Source organism: Frigoribacterium sp. Leaf186, from assembly GCF_001423905.1.
GTDB lineage: Bacteria > Actinomycetota > Actinomycetes > Actinomycetales > Microbacteriaceae > Frigoribacterium.
The window spans coordinates 632,630-649,870 of the sequence record NZ_LMPQ01000010.1; the positions used below are offsets into that span (position 1 = coordinate 632,630).

Consider the following 17,241-nt stretch of genomic DNA (forward strand, 5'->3'; position numbering starts at 1 on the left):
GGTCAGGGGGCCAGACCGGACAGGGCCGGCTTGAACCCGAGTCGCACGTTCTCGCAGCAGCCCGGGCGGCACACGTCGTACCAGGGGCCGAGGTCGGTCACGTGCGGCCGGTCTTCGGCCGGGACCCCGTCACGACGTTCGAGCACGAGGTCGACGAGCCCGGCGACGTAGGTCGGGTCGATGCCGGGCGTGGGGGTGCGCGTCGCCCAGAAGCCGTTCTTCTCGCTGGTCTCCATCGCCTCGTTGTCCAAGTCCCACATGACCTCCATGTGGTCGCTGACGAAGCCGAGCGGCACGATGACGACGGCACGAGTGGGCCCGCCGGCCAGGTCGTCGATGGCGTCGTTGATGTCGGGTTCGAGCCAGGGCATCGACGGCGGGCCGCTGCGCGACTGGTAGACGAGCTGCCAGGGCACGGTCGTGCCGCCACCCTCGGGCAGGTCGAGGTCGAGGGCCGCCTCGGCCGCGGCCATGACGACCTCGGCGACCGCCTTGTGCTGCGCCGCGTAAGCGCCGTCGGCGTCGAAGCCGCGCGCCTCGGGGCCGCTCTTGGCCGCGTCGGTCGACGGGATCGAGTGCGTCGCGAACAGCACCTGCACCTCGGTCGACAGGTCGAGGCCCTCGTTCTCGGCGCGGGCCTTGACGAGGGCGTCACGGACGCCGTCGATGAACGGCTGCACGAACCCGGGGTGGTCGAAGAACTGGCGCACCTTGTCGATCTGCATCGTGCCCTCGAGGCCGGTGGCGTCGAGCGCCATCGCGAAGTCCTCGCGGTACTGGCGGCACGAGCTGTACGACGAGTAGGCGCTGGTCGCGACGGCGATCAGCTTGCGGAACCCGCGCTCGTCGGCCTCGCGCACGGCGTCGGCCATGTACGGCTGCCAGTTGCGGTTGCCCCAGATCACCGGCAGGTCGATGCCGCGGCTCGCCAGCTCGGCCTCGAGGGCGGCCTTGAGCTCGCGGTTGTGCTCGTTGATCGGGCTGACGCCGCCGAAGTGGCGGTAGTGGGTGGCGACCTCTTCGAGCCGCTCTTCGGGGATGCCCCGACCGCGCGTGACGTTGCGCAGGAACGGGATGACGTCGTCCTGCCCCTCGGGGCCGCCGAAGCCCGCGAGCAGGATGGCGTCGTAGTCGGTCGGCTCGGAGACGTGCTCGGGGCCTGCGGCCGCGGCCGGGGTGGCGTTGCGGACGAGCTGCCCGTTGGTGATGTGGCTGGTGTCGGTCACGACAAGACCTCGATGATGTCGGTGGTGGGGATGCGTCGGCCCGTGTAGAACGGGATCTCTTCGCGGACGTGGCGGCGGGCCTCGGTGTAGCGCAGGTCGCGCATGAGGTCGACGAGTTGGACGAGCTCGGGAGCCTCGAGCGCGAGGATCCACTCGTAGTCGCCGAGCGAGAAGCTGGCGACCGTGTTGGTCAGCACCGCGCGGTGCTCGGAGCCCTGCTTGCCGTGCTCGGCGAGCATCTGACGCCGCTCGGCCTCGGGCAGCAGGTACCACTCGTAGCTGCGGACGAACGGGTACACCGTGAGCCAGGTCTCTGGCGCCTTGCCGCGCATGAAGGCCGGGCTGTGGTTGCGCGAGAACTCGGCCTCGCGGTGCATGCCCATGGCGTTCCAGGTGGGCAGCAGGCCGCCGAGCACGTCGGTGCGCAGCAACTGCCGGTAGGCCGACTGGACGGCCTCGGGCACCTCGCCGTGCAGCCAGATCATGATGTCGGCGTCGGCACGCAGCGCGCTGACGTCGTAGAAGCCGCGCACGGTGACGCCGAGGCCGGCGAGGGCGTCGACGACCGCGTCGAGCTGCGGCACGTCGTCGAGCTCGGGGGCGTAGGGGTTCTGGGGGTCGCGACGCAGCACGGCCCAGAGTGTGTAGCCGAGTCGCTCGGCCGGGGGCGGCGTGCTCGACGAGGCCTCGTCGGCGTCGGTCTGTGCGGGTGCTGCGGGTGATTCGGACGTCGGCAGTACGGGCGCTGCCGCGTCGGCGCTGGAACTCATGCAGTCATTCTCCCTCTCGGCTCGCTGGGAGCCCAACCAGGTTGCTCCCGGTCGAGCGAACGGGGCCGGGGCCCGGGCTGGGGACGAGCCGAGCAGCCGGTCAGCGTCGCTTGACGACCGCGACGACGACGCCGGCCACGGCCAGCGCACCCGCCCCGGCGGCGGCGAGCCACGGGGTCTTGTCGCGGTCGAACGACGACTTGGCCCGGTGGCCGGCGATGCCGAGCTGCTTGGGCACGTTCAGCTTGTCTTCGAGCTCGTTGAGAGTGGCCGCGAGCTCGGCGCGCGTGCGGTCGATGTTGGCCTGGATTTCGCTGCTGTCGCTCATGGGGCTCCTGTCGGGAACGGGGAAGGCGGGAGGGTCGAGGAGGCGCGTCAGCGCTCGTCGAGGCGGGCGCCGGGGATCGAGCCCACGCCCTTGACGGCCTTCAGGTCGGCCTTGAGGCTGGCGATGGTCTTCTCGGGGACGGCAGGCAGCCCCTTCTTGATCGCCTTGTACCCGAGGAACGCGAGCAGGGCGGCCACGAGCAGCAGCACGCCCGCGACGATGAGCGCCGAGGCCCAGCCGGGCAGCCAGATGGCGAGCAGCAGGACGATGCCGGTCAGCAGCACGCCGAGCATCGCGAAGACGAAGACCAGGGCCCCGACGAGGAACCCCGCGCCGATGCCGAACGCCTTGAGCGTGCCGATGACCTCGTACTTGAGCAGGGCCAGTTCGCCCTTGACGAGGTCGGTGACCAGAGACGGGACGTCTTGCACGAGGGCGAAGAGCGACCGCGGCTTCGTCTTGTGCCGCACCTTGTCGCTGCGCGTCGAGTCGGTCACTTCTTGCGACCGCCGCCGAAGAGCTTGGAGATGCCGCGGGTGATGCCCGTGACGACGGCGTCGACGCCGTCGGCCGTCTTGGCGCCGGCGAAGTCCTGGCCCTTGACGACCTGACGCTGCACCGCCCGGCTGTTCCAGACCTTGGACGCCCTCTCGGTGATCTGCTCGTACCGGTCGTGACCGGCGCGGGCGCCGAGCACGAATCCGACAGCGGCTCCGGCGACGAAGATCAGTTTGCCTCGCACGGGGACTCCATTCGTGGTCGTACGCGCGACGGCATGTGCCGCACACGTCCGTCCAATGTAGCCCGAGCGGGCTGCCGGACGCCCGCGCCGGACCGAACCCGACCGACCCCGAGGCATCAGTCGCGCGGCGGGGGCGACGTGAGAGACGCCACGAGGGTGGCGGCCTGACGACGCGAGTGGGCGACGATCGCGGCGAGCCCGCGGCCCGCCACCGCGCCTCCTGCCTGCACGACCTCGACCACGGGTGCAGTCGCGGCCGCCGCCTCGGCCCGGCGCGGGGAGTCCCAGGTGGCGCGGCCGAAGCCGACCAGGTGGCGGTCGGCGAGGTCGACGCCGAGCAGGGTCGAGGCGTCGGCGAGCGCCGCGTCGCGCACCTCGGCGTCGGGTGTGCCCCGGTCGACGACGGGCGAGTCGAAGCTGAGCCGCAGCACGTGGCGCCCTTCGGCGAGATCGGCGAGCCAGCTCCACTTGACCGTGGCGTGGGTGAGCGCCTTGGCGCGCAGGCCGGTCGAGCCGGGGGCGACGAGGACGCCCGTGCCGCGGGGGGCCGCGTCGAGCTCGGGGCGCTCGACGACCAGGGTCGCGAGCGTGATCGCGCCGGGCGGCACCGAGGAGGCGCGGGTCGTCAGGGCCACCGCGTCGTGGTCTCCGACGGCCAGCACGACCCGTCGCGCCCGGACGTGCGCACCGCCGACGGTCTCGACGCCCGTCTCGTCGATCGACCGGACCCGGGTGCCGAGGCGGACGTCGACTCCGAGGCGTTCGAGGTCGGCGACGATCGGGTCGACCAACCGGGCCAGGCCGCCCCGGATGCCGGCCACCGCCGAACCGGCCGGGGCGAGCGCGCGCAACCCGAGCACGGCGGCGGCGAGGCTGCCCTCGCGCTGCAGGGCCGAGCGCAGCCCCGGGGCGACCCGGTCGGCGGCGAGCAGGTCGGGGTGCAGCGAGTGGACCCCCGAGACGATGGGGCTGACGAGCCGGTCGACGACGGCGTCGCCCATACGGGCGCGCACGAGACCCCCCAGCGTGGTTTCTTCGGAGCCGACCTCGGCGGGCAGCTCGGCGTCGGCGAGCGCACGCCGCACCCCGGCCTCGCCGACCACGGCCCGGACGTCGGGCGCCGTCGGGTCGCCGGGGATGCCGAGCAGCCCCGTGCGCGGGATGGGGAACGACTCGCCGTCGGCCTCGTGCAGCCAGGCGCCGCGCGGGTCGGGCAGGACGATGTCGTCGCCCAGGCCGAGCTCGGTCGCGAAGCCGGCGACGGTGCCGCCACGGGTCGCGAAGCTCTCGGCCCCGGCGTCGAGGGCGATGCCGGCGACCACGTGGCGCGAGACCTCGCCGCCGAGCCGGTCGGACGCCTCGAAGAGCACGACGCCCAGCCCGGCGGCGGCCAGGTCGCGGGCGAGCACGATGCCACCCATGCCGCCGCCCACCACGGCGACGTCGACGGCGCCGCCCGGGGTGGCGACGGGCGCGGTCACAGCGTGTGGGCGAGCTCGACGATGCGGGTCAGCACGTCGGGGTCGGTCTCGGGGCTGACGCCGTGGCCGAGGTTGAGCACATGGGCGGGGGCCGCCCGACCGCGCTCGACGACGTCGCGCACGTGGGCCTCGAGCACGGGCCAGGGCGCCTGCAGCATCGCCGGGTCGACGTTGCCCTGCACGGGGGTCGCCCCGTCCAGCCGGCGCGAGGCCTCGTCGAGCGGGATGCGCCAGTCGACGCCCACGGCGTCGGTGCCCACGTCGCGCATGGCGGCGAGCACCTCGCCGCTGCCGACGCCGAAGTGGATGCGCGGCACGTCGAGGTCGGCCACGTGCGACAGGGCGCGGGCCGAGTGGCGGGCGACGTGCGCGGTGTAGTCGGCCAGCGACAGCGAGCCGACCCACGAGTCGAAGAGCTGGGCGGCGCTGGCGCCGGCGAGCACCTGCGCGCGCAAGAACGCACCCGTCACGTCGGCCGCCCAGGTGAGCAGGGCGTCCCAGGTCTCGGGGTCGCCGTGCATCAGGGCGCGGGCCCGGATGTGGTCCTTCGACGGGCCGCCCTCGACGAGGTACGCGGCGAGGGTGAAGGGGGCGCCGGCGAACCCGATCAGCGGCGTGCTGCCGAGCTGCGCGACGGTCTGGGCGACGCCCGCGGCGATCGGCGCCAGCGCCTCCTGGTCGATCGGCCGGAGGGCCGCGACGTCGGCCGCCGTGCGGATCGGCGTCTCGAGCACCGGCCCGCGACCGGGCACGATGTCGACCGCGACGCCCGCCAGCTTGATCGGCACGACGATGTCGCTGAAGAAGATGCCCGCGTCGACTCCGTGGCGGCGCACCGGCTGCATCGTGATCTCGCTCGCCAGGTCGGGGGTGAGGCAGGCGTCGAGCATCTTGGTGCCGACGCGCAGCTCGCGGTATTCGGGCAGCGAGCGCCCCGCCTGGCGCATGAACCACACCGGCAGGGTCTCGGGCCGGTCGCCCCGTAGCGCGCGGACGAGCGGCGACCGGGTCGTGAGGCCGGTGGCCAGGGGGTGCTGATCGGGCAGGGCGGGGTTCTGGGTCACGGGGACGATCTTCCCATCGCCCGCTGGGCGCCGAGTCGACGAGGCGCGTCGCGTCGAGGAGGCGCGGGTCACGAGACCTTGACGACCATCTTCCCGACGTTGTCACCGCGCATCAGACCGGTGAAGGCGTCGAACGCCTTGTCGACGCCCTCGACGACGGTCTCGTCGTACACGACGTCGCCGGCGGCGAGCCACGGGCCCATCTCGGCCTGGAACGCCGGGGCGAGGTGGCGGTAGTCGCCGAGCGTGAAGCCCTTCATGGTCAGACCGCGGGTGACCATGTTCGTCAGGCCGGTGATGCCGACCGGGGCACCGGTCGAGTTGTAGTTCGCGATCGAACCGCAGAGCGCGGCGCGACCGCCGGTGCGGAACGAGGCGAGGGCGGCCGAGAGGTGGTCGCCGCCGACGTTGTCGAAGTAGAGGTCGATGCCGTCGGGCGCGGCCTCGGCGAGCAGCTCGGTGACGTCGCCGTCGCGGTAGTTGAAGGCGGCGTCGAAGCCGTACTTCGAGGTGAGCAGGTCGACCTTCTCGGCCGAGCCGGCGCTGCCCACGACGCGCGAGGCGCCCTTGAGCCGGGCGATCTGGCCGACCATCGTACCGACGGCCCCGGCGGCGCCCGAGACGAAGACGACGTCGCCCTCGCGGATGCCGGCGATCTCGGTCAGGCCGACGTACGCCGTGAGCCCGGTGAGGCCGAGCACGCCCAGGTACGCCGACAGGGGCACGCCGTCGACGGGCTGCACGGCACGGAACGCGGCCGCGCCTCCCTGGGCCACGTCACGCCAGCCCTGCTCGTGCAGCACGACCGTGCCGACGGCCAGGTCGTCCGAGCGCGACTCGACGACGCGCCCCACGGCACCGCCGGTCATGGTCTCGCCGAGGGCGAACGGCGGCACGTACGACTTCACGTCGTTCATGCGACCGCGCATGTAGGGGTCGACCGAGAGGTACTCGTTCTGCACGCGCACCTCGCCGTCGGCGAGCTCGGGCAGCGTCACCTCGACGCGGGCGACGTCGTCGGGGGTCGGTTCGCCGTGCGGGCGGGCGACGAGCTGCCACTGGATGCTGGTGGTCGAGGTCATGGTGTCTCCTTGGTCGGTGCGGGGCGGGCCCGGTCGGAATGCGAGGCCGGGCCCTCGTGTTGCAAGCTGCAACCGTCGTGCGGCATTCCCGGCCACTCGACGTCGAGTCAACGCCCAGCCGAAAACGCCGATCAGAGTTAGGATCACCCAGTGCTCATCTGCCTCACGGCGTCCCACCGGAACGCCAGCTTCGACCTCCTCGAGAGGCTGAGCATCGGCGCACCCTCGGCGGTGGGCACCCTGGTCGACGGCAGCGACTTCGTCAGCGGCGCCGTCGTGCTCGCGACCTGCAACCGCTTCGAGGCCTACCTCGACGTCGACGAGCCCCTCACCGCCGGCAGCGCCCTCGCCGTCGAGGCGACCATCGAGACGATGAGCACCGCCAGCGGCGTCGAGGCCGACGACCTGCGCGACAGCGTCCGGGTCATCACGGGCGACGAGGTCGTCGAGCACCTGTTCGCCGTCAGCACCGGCCTCGAGTCGGTCGTCGTCGGCGAGGACGAGATCTCGGGCCAGGTGCGACGCTCGCTCGAGCGCGCCCGTCACGACGGCACCACCTCGCGCGACCTCGAGCGGCTCTTCCAGAAGGCGTCGCAGACCTCGCGCGGCATCAAGAACCAGACGAACGTCGGAGGCGCGGGTCGGTCCCTCGTCCGCCTCGCCCTCGAGCTGGCGTCCTCGCGCGTGACCGACTGGTCCGAGGCGCGCGTCCTCATCGTGGGCACCGGCCAGTACGCGGCCACCACCGTCGCGGCCCTCCGCGACCGGGGCGCCGACCAGCTCGCCGTCTACTCGGGCTCGGGTCGCGCCGAGTGGTTCGGACTCAAGCACGCCGCGACGCCCTACGACGACCTCGCGACCGCCGTCGCCTGGAGCGACGTGCTGATCACCTGCACCTCGACCACCGAGCCGGTCGTCACCCGCGACGTCGTGCACCCCGGCGGCCGCCGCCTGGTCATCGACCTCGGCCTGCCCCGCAACGTCGACCCGCTCGTCTCGAGCGTCGAGGGCGTCGAGCTGCTCGACCTCGAGACCATCAGCCTGCACGCCCCGCTGCCCCAGCTCAGTGCGGCCGACGACGCCCGCGCCCTCGTGTCGTCGGCGGCCGCCGAGTTCCAGGCCGTCGCCGCCGAACAGTCGCTCACCCCCTCGGTCGTCGCGCTGCGCAAGCACGTCTTCGACCTGCTCGACGCCGAGATCGAGCGGGCCCGGTCGCGCGGCGACTCGTCCGAGCGCACCGAGTCGGCGCTCCGCCACCTCGCCGGCGTCCTGCTGCACACCCCGTCCGTCCGGGCGCGCGAGCTGGCCCGCGAGGGCCGCGGCGACGAGTTCCGCGACGGCCTCGAGGCGCTGTTCGGCGTGACCGACGCGCGCCGCGCCTCCTCGTCCTCGAGCCTGCGTGCCGTCGACGACGACCGTCAGGCCTCGGCGGGCTGACCGCCCGCCGGTCGGCCGTGCGCCGGCCCGTCGTCGTCGTGCCCGAAGATGGCCTGATGGACACCATCGTCGTCAGCGCGCTCGCCCTCGTCCGCGACCGGCGGATGCTCATGGTCACCGCTCGCGGCCGCGACGTGCTGTACCTGCCGGGCGGCAAGCTCGAGCCCGGCGAGACGGCGGCCGAGGCCCTCGTCCGCGAGTCGCGCGAGGAGGTCGGCGTCGAGCTCGACCCGGCGACCGTGGCCGAGCTGTTCACCGTCGTGACGCAGGCGCACGGCGAGCCGGAGGGGCGTCAGGTGGCGATGACGGTCTTCGCGGCCGACCTCGCCCCGACCAGCCCCGAGCCGGCACCCGCGGCCGAGGTGGGCGCGGTGCACTGGGTGACGTCGGCCGACGCCGACCGCTGCCCCCCGGCGGGCGTCGCCACGCTCGACCGCCTGCGGGCGCTGGACCTGGTCGACTGACCCGGGCACGGGTCGCCGGGGTGGCCGACCGCGCAGGGCAGGGCAGGGTCGCGGAGGGCCCGAGGCGGGTCAGTGCACGTACTCGAGCGCATCGGTCCCCACCGCGCGGAGCGCCTCGAGGGCCCGGAGGCGGTGGGCGAGGGTGAGGTCGTCGAACGTCACGACGACGCAGTAGGCGACGCTGCGCCGGGGCCCGCGCAGCACGCCCAGCTCGGCCCGCACGCCCGCGTCACCACCGGTCGCGTGGACGATCTGGAGGTCGTGGTCGAGCCGCCGGTGCCCGAGCGGGTCGAGGCCGAACGGTGCCGCGACGAGCGAGGTGTCGGCGCCGAGCGACAACCAGCCGAGCACCCGGTTCGACACGGCGCGGTCGACGACCTCGCCGCGGGCCAGCGAGACCGCCAGCCCGGCGAGCTCGTGGGCGGTGCCGACGGCCAGGGCCGGTGCGTCGTCCGGGCCGCGCGTCGACCGCGTCACGTCGAGCAACGCGGTCTTCGTCAGGCCGAGCGACTCGCCCCGGGCGCGGACGGCGGCCAGGCCCACCAGGCCGATGAGGGCGTCGATCGCGGCCGCGTCGCGAAACGCCCCCACGAGGGTGGCCGCGTCGGTCACCGGCAGGCGCGAGCGCCGCAGGTAGGGCCAGAGGCCGCCGGGGCCCTGGTCGCCGGGGGCTCCGGGGCGCTCGAGCTCGTCGAGCGGACGCAGCGTGCCGTCCTCGATGCGGGCCGACACCTCGATCAGCAGCAGCACGGCGCCGAGCTGTCCGACCGGCAACGCGAGGTGCTCGTCGACGCTCAGCAGGTCGTCGCCCGAGTCGAGGTCGCTGACCGACGCCGAGACCTGCCCGCCCGCGAGCGCCAGGTCGCCGAGCGCCGCGAACGACGAGGCGAACGACTCGAGCGCGCGACCGCCGCCGTGACGCGGTTCGTGGTCTCCGTCGTCGCCCCCGCGTCGGGCGCGGCGGCCGGGCCCGGGGTCTACCAAATCGTGACGCGCTCCTCGGTCGGCAGCCACAGCGCGTCGGTCTCGGTCACGCCGAAGGTGTCGTAGAACTCGTCGATGTTGCGGACGATCTGGTTGCACCGGAACTCGTTCGGCGAGTGCGGGTCGATCGAGATCAGCCGGACGGCCTCCTCGTCGCGCAGCGTGATCTGCCAGGCCTGGGCCCAGCTGAGGAAGAACCGCTCGGCGCCGGTCAGGCCGTCGATCACGGGCGGCTCGGTGCCGTCGAGCGAGATCAGGTAGGCCTTCCAGGCGATCGAGAGGCCGCCGAGGTCGCCGATGTTCTCGCCGATGGTCAGGGCGCCGTTGACGTGGTGGTCGGGCACCTGCTTCGGGGCGAGCGCGTCGTACTGCGCGATGAGCGACGAGGTCAGCTCCTCGAAGGCCTCGCGGTCGGCGGGGGTCCACCAGTCGGTCAGCTTGCCGTCGCCGTCGTACTTCGAGCCCTGGTCGTCGAAGCCGTGGCCGATCTCGTGGCCGATGACGGCGCCGATCGCCCCGTAGTTGGCGGCCGCGTCGCGGGTCTCGTCGAAGAACGGGAACTGCAGGATCGCCGCCGGGAACACGATCTCGTTCATGCCGGGGTTGTAGTACGCGTTGATGGTCTGCGGCGTCATGAACCACTCGTCGCGGTCGAGGGGCTTGCCGATCTTGCCCAGCTCGCGGTCGAACCCGAACGCGGCGGTCGCCCGCACGTTGCCGACGAGGTCAGTCGGGTCGATCTCGAGCGCCGAGTAGTCGCGCCACCTCTCGGGGAACCCGATCTTGGGCGTGAACTTCTCGAGCTTGTCAAGGGCGCGGGCGCGGGTCTCGTCGGTCATCCAGGCGAGCTGCGAGATGCTCTGCCGGTAGGCCTCGACGAGGTGGGCGACGAGCACGTCCATCGCGGCCTTGGCCTCGTTCGCGAAGTGCCGCTCGACGTAGATGCGGCCCACGGCCTCGCCGAGCGCGCCCTCGACGAGCGAGACGCCGCGCTTCCAGCGGGCGCGCTGCACGGGGGTGCCGGTCAGGGTGCGACCGTAGAAGCCGAAGTTGGCCTGGACGAAGGGCGTCGACAGGTAGGCCGCCGTCGAGCGGACGATCTGCCAGCGCAGCCAGTCGCGCCAGACGTCGACGCGGTCGTCGGTCAGCAGCGTGGCCAGGCCGGTCACGAACGAGGGCTCGCGCACGACGAGCTCGTCGAAGACGCCGGCCGGCCCGCCGACGGCGTCCCGCCAGACCGTCAGGTCGACGCCCTCGGCGAGCGCGTCGAACTCGGCCCACGGCATCAGGTTGTAGGTCTTGTCGCTGTCGCGCGTGGCGACGTTGCTCCAGTGGTGCGAGGCCAGGTCGGTCTCGAGGGCGACCACGCGGTCGGCCCGTGCGCTCGCCTCGTCGAGCCCGGCCAGGTCGAGCATCTGCTCGACGAAGGCGCGGTACGCGGTGCGCACCGACTCGAACTTCTCCTCGCGGTAGTACGACTCGTCGGGCAGCCCGAGCCCGCCCTGCTCGGCGAACACGACGTAGCGCTCGGGGTCGCCGGGGTCGTTGTCGACGAAGAGCTGCACGACGCTCGGCACGCCCTGCTTCTCGAGCGAGCCGAGGAGGCGCGTGAACGAGGTCACGTCGGTCACCTCGTCGACCTGGGCCAGCAGTGGTTCGAGGGGTGCGGCGCCGAGCGCCTCGACGTGCTCCTCGTCGGTGAAGCTGGTGAAGAGGTCGCCGACCTTGCGGGCCTCGGTGCCGGGCTCGGCCGACTGCGACTCGACGACGATCTCGTGGACGGCCTTCTCGGCCTCTTCGGCGAGCAGGTAGAAGGAGCCGTAGCGCGCCTTGTCCTCGGGGATCTCGGTGCGGTCGATCCATTTCCCGTTGACGTGCCGGAAGAGGTCGTCCTGCGGGCGGACCGCAGGGTCGAGTTCGTCGGTCTGGATTCCGCTGCTCAGTGCGTCGCTCGTCATGCCCGCCAGCCTACGGCGGCCCCGCCGCTACAGTTCTGGGCATGGCACTCCCCTGGTCGCTGCACGGCGACGGACGAACGGTCGACGCAACCGAGATCGTCGCCCCCGAAGAACGACTCACCTGGCCGCGCACCATCGGGTTGGGCGGCCAGCACGTCGTCGCGATGTTCGGTGCGACCTTCCTGGTGCCGATCATCACGGGGTTCCCGCCGAGCACGACCCTGCTCTTCTCGGGCATCGGCACCCTGCTCTTCCTGATCATCACGAAGAACCGGCTGCCGAGCTACCTCGGGTCGTCGTTCGCGTTCCTCGCACCGATCGCGGCGGCGCAGGACGTCGGCGGCATGCCCCTCGCGCTCAGCGGCATCGTGGTGGTCGGCGTGCTGCTCGCGATCGTCGGCGTGATCGTCAACCTGGCCGGCACCCGGTGGATCGACGCGCTGCTGCCGCCGGTCGTCAGCGGCGCCATCGTCGCGCTGATCGGCTTCAACCTGGCCCCGGCCGCCCGCGACAACTTCGCGGAGGCCCCGCTCACCGCGATCATCACGCTCGCCGCCGTCGTGCTCAGCGCCGTGCTGTTCCGGGGCCTCCTCGGCCGCCTGTCGATCTTCGTGGGAGTCGTCGTCGGCTACGTCGCCGCGCTGCTGCTCGGCGAGGTCGACTTCGGTGCGGTGGGCGACGCGGCCTGGGTGGGCCTGCCGACCTTCACGGCCCCCGCCTTCGACCCGGGCGCGCTGCCGGTCTACCTGGGATTCCTGCCGGTGGTGCTCGCCCTGATCGCCGAGAACGTCGGCCACGTCAAGGGCGTCGGCCAGCTGACCGGGCGCAACCTCGACCCGCTCACCGGTCGCGCCCTCTTCGCCGACGGCCTCAGCACGGTGCTGGCCGGCCTCGGCGGGGGCTCGGCGACGACCACCTACGGCGAGAACATCGGCGTGATGAGCGCCACCCGCGTCTTCTCGACCGCCGCGTACTGGGTCGCCGGCGTCGTCGCCATCGTGCTCGGCCTGTCGCCGAAGATCGGCGCCGTGATCTTCACCATCCCGCCCGGCGTGCTCGGCGGCGTCACGACCGCGCTCTACGGCCTGATCGGCGTCATCGGCATCCGCATCTGGGTCGAGAACAAAGTCGACTTCAGCCGCCCGAAGAACCAGCTGACCGCCGGCATCGCCCTCATCATGGGCATCGCCGACTTCACCCTCGCCCTCGGCGGCGCGACGTTCGGCGGCATCATCCTCGGCACCGTCGCGGCCATCGTCGTCTACCACCTCATGTCGGCCGTGGGTCGGGCCCGGGGCACCGACTGACGGTGGCGCCCGACCCCGCCGAGCCGTCGTCGACGACGACCTCGCGCCTCCGTTCGCCCTGGGACCGCCGCATCGTCGGCCTCGCGGGGCCGGCGCTCGGCGCGCTGATCGCCGAGCCGCTGTTCCTGCTGACCGACACGGCGATGATCGGGCACCTCGGCACCGTCCCGCTCGCCGGGCTCGGCATCGCGAGCGTGGTGCTGCAGACCGCCCTCGGGTTGCTGATCTTCCTGGCGTACGCGACGACGCCGACCGTGGCCCGGCGGCTCGGTGCAGGCGACCGCCCCGGGGCGATCCGGGCGGGCGTCGACGGCCTGTGGTTCGCGCTGCTGATCGGCGTCGTCCTGGCCGGCGTCGGGGCCGTCGTCGCCCGCCCCCTCGTCGGTCTCTTCGGCACCGACCCCGCGGTCGTCGACGCCGCCGCGACGTACCTGACCGTGTCGATGATCGGCCTGCCGGGCATGCTGCTCGTGATCGCCGCGACGGGGCTGCTGCGCGGGCTGCAGGACACGAGGACGCCCCTCGTCGTCGCCACCGTCGGCTTCGCGGCGAACGCCGGCCTCAACGCGGTCTTCCTCTACGTCTTCGGCTGGGGCGTCGCCGGCTCGGCCGCCGGCACCGTCGTCGCGCAATGGGGCATGGCGGCCGTCTACGTCGTGATCGCCGTCCGGGCCGCACGGGCGGTCGGGGCTCCGCTGCGCCCGGGGCTGGCCGGCGTCGGCCGGACGGCCCGCTCGGGGGCGTGGCTGCTCGTGCGCAACGCGTCGCTCCGGGTCGCGATGATCGCGACCGTCTGGGCCGCCGCCTCCTCGGGGGTGACGGGGCTCGCCACGATCCAGGTGGCACTCACGCTGTTCAGCACGCTGGCGTTCGCCCTCGACGCGCTGGCCGTGGCCGGTCAGGCGCTCGTCGGTCACTCGCTCGGTCGGGGCGACCGCGACGCGGTGCGGGCGATCACCCGCCGACTCATGCTGTTCGGCGTCGGCGGCGGCCTGCTGCTCGGCGTGCTGCTGGCGGCGGTCTCGCCCCTGCTCGCCCCCGTCTTCAGCGGAGACGACGCGGTCCGCGAGCTGCTGCCGCGGGTCGTGCTGGCGATGGCCGTCGGCATCCCGCTGGCCGGGTTCGTCTTCGTGCTCGACGGCGTGCTGCTCGGCGCGGGCGACGCCCGCTACCTGGCGCTGGCCGGAGTCCTCAACACCGTCGTGTACCTCGCGATCCTGATCCCGCTGGAGGCGCGGATCGAGCCGGGCGCGCAGGGCACGGTCGCCCTGTGGCTGGCCTTCGGCCTCGGGTACATCGGCGTCCGCGCCGTGACGCTCGGGCTGCGGGCGCGGTCGGACCGGTGGATGGTCGTCGGGAAGGACTGAGCCGGGCCGGCGCGGACGGGCCGGTGCGACCCACCGGGCCCGTCGTCAGCGCCGGGGTGGCGCCGTCGTCGAGCCGGACCGGAACACGCTCGTGAAGGTCGTGCCCGCAGCGGCCTCGCCGGCCAGCAGGGCGAGTACGGCGCGACCGGCCGCGCGGCCCTTCTCGACGGCGGGCTGCACGACCGTGGTGAGGTCCGCGGCGCGCGGGTCGTCGAGGCGCACGCCGTCGTAGCCCACGACGCTGAGGTCGCCCGGCACCGACAGGCCCAGCTCGTGCGCCGCCGCGATGACGCCCGAGGCGAGCAGGTCGCTCTGGGCGACGATCGCCGTGGGCCGCTCGGCCTCGGGCACGTCGAGCAGGCGCAGTCCCGCCCGGTGCCCCTCGCTCGTCCAGCTGCCGCGCGTCGCCAGTCCGCGCACGCCGGGGAAGACCTGGCGGGTGCCGCGCAGCCGTTCGAGCGTCGGCCACGAGGTGCCCCGGGCCACGCGCTCGTCGGTCAGCTCGTCGTCCGTGTCGCCGGTCGACCGACCGGGGCCGAGCTCGAGGGCGACGACGGCGACGCGGCGGTGGCCGAGGTCGTGCAGGTGCTGCGCCAGGAGGCGGGACGACCCGACGTTGTCCTCGGCGATGTCGAGCACGCCCTCGGTCGGCGGGGCCTCGATCGACACCACGGGGATGCCCCGGCGACGCATGATCGACACCGACTCGTCGAGGCGGGTGCTGCAGCCGAAGAGGACGACGGCGTCGACGGGGGCGTCGAGCAGCCGCGAGCGCTCGCCCGCGGTCTCGGTGAGCAGCAGCAGCGAGGCGTCGGCCGGCCCGGTGACGTCGGCGATGCCGTCGAGCATCGCGACGTTGATCGGGTCGCGGAACGCCGTGCTGAGGGTCGACTCGAGGACGGCGCCGACGATGCCGGACCGACCTCGGCGCAGCGACCTCGCCCGCGGGTCGGGGCCGGCGTAGCCGAGGGCGTCGGCCGCGGCGAGCACCCGCGCGCGGGTCTCGTCCGACACGGGGCCGGTGCCGCTGAAGGCCAAGGAGGCGGTGCTCGCGCTGACGCCGGCGGCCCGCGCCACCGACGCGAGGGTCGGTCTGGCGTCGTCGCCCTCTGCCCGGCTCATGGTGCCGCAGCCTAGCCGACGACGCCTCGGGGGCCGGATCGCCTCAGTCGTGCTGGGTGACGCGCGGTTCGTCGAGGCCGAGCGCCGTGACGTAGTCCGCCGCGAGCGCGGGCACCTGGGCCCAGTCGCCGTAGTGGGCCGCGACCTCCATCAGGTCGACGATCGCGCCCCGCACGGTCGCGCCGAGGGCGGGGGTCATGCCGTGGGCGACGACGGCGCTCGTGCTGCAGAGGATCTCGAGCGGCAGCAGCACGTCGTCGAGGACGTGCTGTCGGGCCGAGGGCGACAGCACCTGGACGATCGAGCGGGCCAGGTCGAGGAAGTGCGCGACGTCGGGCTCGAGCTCGAGGCCGTGGGCGACGCAGGCGGGCACCCGGTGCGCCGGCTCGTCGAGCTGCTCGAACGACGGGGCCCGCGTCGCCGCGATCGCGATCATGCGGACGAGATCGTCGAGCAGCACCTCGTTGAAGCGACGGTGCCAGACGACGACGTGGGCGTGGCTGAACGGCGCCCGGACGACCACGCGCATCCGCCGCAGCTCGTAGAAGGCGAGCTGGACGTCGCCGGGGGTGACGCCGTGCTCTCGGACGATCGTGGCGAGGTCGAGGGTGTCGCCGGGGGCGTACCGACCGCGGGCGATGTCCACGAGCACGAGCTCGCCCGCGTCGTGGAGGACGGGCGTGCGGGTCGCGGTGCGGGTGCTGGTGCTGGTGCTGGTGGAGTGCATCGGGGTGCTCATCGTTCCTCCGGGTCGAGTTCGGGGTGAGGTCGTCCTGCCGACCATCTGGAATGAACGTATTTCACATTTGCATGTTCGTCAAGCGTCATCTCGTCGGGTGCTACCGCGCCCTAGGATCGTCGGGTGCGCCTCGTCATTGCCCGCTGCTCGGTCGACTACGCCGGTCGGCTCTCCGCCCACCTGCCCCTGGCCACGCGCCTCCTCATGATCAAGAGCGACGGCAGCCTGCTCGTGCACTCGGACGGGGGCAGCTACAAGCCCCTCAACTGGATGAGCCCGCCGTGCACGATCCGCTCGGTCGAACCCGACGACGACCAGCGCGCCGCCGGCGTCGTCGAGCTGTGGAAGGTCACCCAGGCGAAGACCGCCGACATCCTGGCGGTGTCGATCCACGAGGTGCTGCACGACTCGTCGCACGAGATGGGGGTCGACCCGGGCCTGACCAAGGACGGCGTCGAGGCCGACCTGCAGAAGCTGCTCGCCGAGCAGATCGACCTGCTCGGCGAGGGCCACACGCTGGTCCGGCGCGAGTACATGACGGCCATCGGCCCGGTCGACATCCTCGCGCGCGACGCGAAGGGTGCGGCGGTGGCGGTCGAGTTGAAGCGACGGGGCGACATCGACGGGGTCGAGCAGCTCACGCGCTACCTCGAGCTGATGAACCGCGACCCGCACCTCGCCCCGGTGACCGGCGTCTTCGCGGCCCAAGAGATCAAGCCGCAGGCGCGGACGCTGGCTCACGACCGGGGCATCCGCACCCTGCTGCTCGACTACGACGCCATGCGCGGACTGGACGACTCGCACTCGCGCCTCTTCTGATCGGTCGGCACGAACCCTTGTGAGCGTCACATATCAGGGTTATATTTCTCCTACGACGAATCGACCGCAGGAGCAACCCGTGACCTCACCCATCTTCGACACCCTCTCCGCCGAGCGCGAGGCGACACCCGTGTTCGAGTCCCTGACCCGAGGCCTCGACGACCCGATGTGGTCGTTCGAGACGATGGCGCCGCCGTCGACCCGGGGCAGCCGGGCCGACGGCGACCCGACCCGCGACGACCCGACCCGGGGCACGCCGACTCGCGAGGCCGCGGTGCGCCGCCAGACCTCGAGCCGCTCCGCGGTGACCGACGTCGCGACGTGGCCGCTGCGGACGATCACCTGCTGACG

Annotated in this window: 18 protein-coding genes; 6 read left to right on the top strand and 12 right to left on the bottom strand. The window is 73.0% G+C overall.

Annotated features, from left to right (window positions below):
- Positions 1 to 2: 2 nt before the first annotated feature.
- The 8 genes from ASG05_RS09725 to ASG05_RS09760 form a co-directional block, all read right to left on the bottom strand.
- Positions 3 to 1,226, bottom strand: coding sequence for a ferrochelatase (locus ASG05_RS09725; protein WP_082486607.1), 1,224 nt, complete (start codon positions 1,224 to 1,226; stop codon positions 3 to 5).
- Entirely contained in the window at positions 1,223 to 1,996 is a 774-nt protein-coding gene (gene hemQ, locus ASG05_RS09730) for a hydrogen peroxide-dependent heme synthase (RefSeq protein WP_082486608.1), read from the bottom strand. The genes ASG05_RS09725 and hemQ overlap by 4 nt, the downstream gene beginning before the upstream one ends.
- A gap of 100 nt (positions 1,997 to 2,096) precedes the next feature.
- Positions 2,097 to 2,324, bottom strand: a complete 228-nt coding sequence (locus ASG05_RS09735; RefSeq protein WP_056260152.1) for a DUF3618 domain-containing protein — start codon at positions 2,322 to 2,324, stop codon at positions 2,097 to 2,099.
- Positions 2,325 to 2,371: 47 nt separating this feature from the next.
- A complete protein-coding gene (locus ASG05_RS16335; RefSeq protein ID WP_056260154.1) occupies positions 2,372 to 2,821 on the bottom strand; it encodes a phage holin family protein in 450 nt (149 codons plus the stop codon).
- Positions 2,818 to 3,066, bottom strand: a complete 249-nt coding sequence (locus tag ASG05_RS16340) for a hypothetical protein (RefSeq protein WP_056260155.1) — start codon at positions 3,064 to 3,066, stop codon at positions 2,818 to 2,820. Before ASG05_RS16340 ends, ASG05_RS16335 begins: the two co-directional genes overlap by 4 nt.
- 116 nt (positions 3,067 to 3,182) lie before the next feature.
- Positions 3,183 to 4,547: an NAD(P)/FAD-dependent oxidoreductase gene (locus ASG05_RS09750; protein WP_235491454.1), complete on the bottom strand. Its 1,365-nt coding sequence runs from the start codon at positions 4,545 to 4,547 to the stop codon at positions 3,183 to 3,185.
- Positions 4,544 to 5,611 (bottom strand): uroporphyrinogen decarboxylase, encoded by a 1,068-nt coding sequence (gene hemE / locus ASG05_RS09755; RefSeq protein WP_056260158.1) that lies wholly within the window; start codon positions 5,609 to 5,611, stop codon positions 4,544 to 4,546. The genes ASG05_RS09750 and hemE overlap by 4 nt, the downstream gene beginning before the upstream one ends.
- Before the next feature lie 68 nt (positions 5,612 to 5,679).
- Positions 5,680 to 6,693, bottom strand: coding sequence for an NADP-dependent oxidoreductase (locus tag ASG05_RS09760; RefSeq protein WP_056260159.1), 1,014 nt, complete (start codon positions 6,691 to 6,693; stop codon positions 5,680 to 5,682).
- A 150-nt stretch (positions 6,694 to 6,843) separates the two neighbouring features.
- Here ASG05_RS09760 and ASG05_RS09765 point away from each other — a divergent pair, with 150 nt between their 5' ends.
- Positions 6,844 to 8,130: a glutamyl-tRNA reductase gene (locus ASG05_RS09765; RefSeq protein ID WP_056260162.1), complete on the top strand. Its 1,287-nt coding sequence runs from the start codon at positions 6,844 to 6,846 to the stop codon at positions 8,128 to 8,130.
- 56 nt (positions 8,131 to 8,186) lie between these two features.
- Positions 8,187 to 8,594, top strand: coding sequence for an NUDIX domain-containing protein (locus tag ASG05_RS09770; RefSeq protein ID WP_056260810.1), 408 nt, complete (start codon positions 8,187 to 8,189; stop codon positions 8,592 to 8,594).
- A 69-nt stretch (positions 8,595 to 8,663) separates the two neighbouring features.
- Here the strand turns inward: ASG05_RS09770 and ASG05_RS09775 are convergent, their stop codons facing one another.
- Positions 8,664 to 9,578, bottom strand: coding sequence for a serine hydrolase (locus tag ASG05_RS09775; RefSeq protein WP_056260165.1), 915 nt, complete (start codon positions 9,576 to 9,578; stop codon positions 8,664 to 8,666).
- A complete protein-coding gene (locus tag ASG05_RS09780) occupies positions 9,572 to 11,536 on the bottom strand; it encodes a M13 family metallopeptidase (RefSeq protein ID WP_056260167.1) in 1,965 nt (654 codons plus the stop codon). Before ASG05_RS09780 ends, ASG05_RS09775 begins: the two co-directional genes overlap by 7 nt.
- Before the next feature lie 41 nt (positions 11,537 to 11,577).
- Between ASG05_RS09780 and ASG05_RS09785 the strand changes: the two genes are divergently transcribed.
- Positions 11,578 to 12,843, top strand: coding sequence for a uracil-xanthine permease family protein (locus ASG05_RS09785; protein ID WP_056260169.1), 1,266 nt, complete (start codon positions 11,578 to 11,580; stop codon positions 12,841 to 12,843).
- A gap of 2 nt (positions 12,844 to 12,845) precedes the next feature.
- Positions 12,846 to 14,210, top strand: a complete 1,365-nt coding sequence (locus ASG05_RS09790; RefSeq protein ID WP_056260171.1) for an MATE family efflux transporter — start codon at positions 12,846 to 12,848, stop codon at positions 14,208 to 14,210.
- Between the two features lie 45 nt (positions 14,211 to 14,255).
- Here the strand turns inward: ASG05_RS09790 and ASG05_RS09795 are convergent, their stop codons facing one another.
- Both ASG05_RS09795 and ASG05_RS09800 read right to left on the bottom strand, forming a co-directional pair.
- Positions 14,256 to 15,332 (bottom strand): LacI family DNA-binding transcriptional regulator, encoded by a 1,077-nt coding sequence (locus tag ASG05_RS09795; protein WP_056260173.1) that lies wholly within the window; start codon positions 15,330 to 15,332, stop codon positions 14,256 to 14,258.
- 43 nt (positions 15,333 to 15,375) lie between these two features.
- Complete coding sequence (locus ASG05_RS09800; protein WP_157490159.1) at positions 15,376 to 16,059, bottom strand: hypothetical protein; 684 nt, start codon at positions 16,057 to 16,059, stop codon at positions 15,376 to 15,378.
- A 135-nt stretch (positions 16,060 to 16,194) separates the two neighbouring features.
- Between ASG05_RS09800 and nucS the strand changes: the two genes are divergently transcribed.
- Both nucS and ASG05_RS09810 read left to right on the top strand, forming a co-directional pair.
- A complete protein-coding gene (nucS, locus tag ASG05_RS09805) occupies positions 16,195 to 16,890 on the top strand; it encodes an endonuclease NucS (protein ID WP_056260177.1) in 696 nt (231 codons plus the stop codon).
- A 79-nt stretch (positions 16,891 to 16,969) separates the two neighbouring features.
- Positions 16,970 to 17,239, top strand: coding sequence for a hypothetical protein (locus tag ASG05_RS09810; RefSeq protein ID WP_056260179.1), 270 nt, complete (start codon positions 16,970 to 16,972; stop codon positions 17,237 to 17,239).
- Positions 17,240 to 17,241: the final 2 nt, after the last annotated feature.

Excerpts from the sequence above, each read along its gene's own strand:
- hemQ (WP_082486608.1), bottom strand. The coding sequence starts at position 1,996 with ATGAGTTCCAGCGCCGACGCGGCAGCGCCCGTACTGCCGACGTCCGAA.
- ASG05_RS09735 (WP_056260152.1), bottom strand. The coding sequence starts at position 2,324 with ATGAGCGACAGCAGCGAAATCCAGGCCAACATCGACCGCACGCGCGCC.
- ASG05_RS09760 (WP_056260159.1), bottom strand. The coding sequence starts at position 6,693 with ATGACCTCGACCACCAGCATCCAGTGGCAGCTCGTCGCCCGCCCGCAC.
- ASG05_RS09770 (WP_056260810.1), top strand. The coding sequence starts at position 8,187 with ATGGACACCATCGTCGTCAGCGCGCTCGCCCTCGTCCGCGACCGGCGG.
- ASG05_RS09780 (WP_056260167.1), bottom strand. The coding sequence starts at position 11,536 with ATGACGAGCGACGCACTGAGCAGCGGAATCCAGACCGACGAACTCGAC.
- ASG05_RS09785 (WP_056260169.1), top strand. The coding sequence starts at position 11,578 with ATGGCACTCCCCTGGTCGCTGCACGGCGACGGACGAACGGTCGACGCA.
- ASG05_RS09795 (WP_056260173.1), bottom strand. The coding sequence starts at position 15,332 with ATGAGCCGGGCAGAGGGCGACGACGCCAGACCGACCCTCGCGTCGGTG.
- ASG05_RS09800 (WP_157490159.1), bottom strand. The coding sequence starts at position 16,059 with ATGCACTCCACCAGCACCAGCACCAGCACCCGCACCGCGACCCGCACG.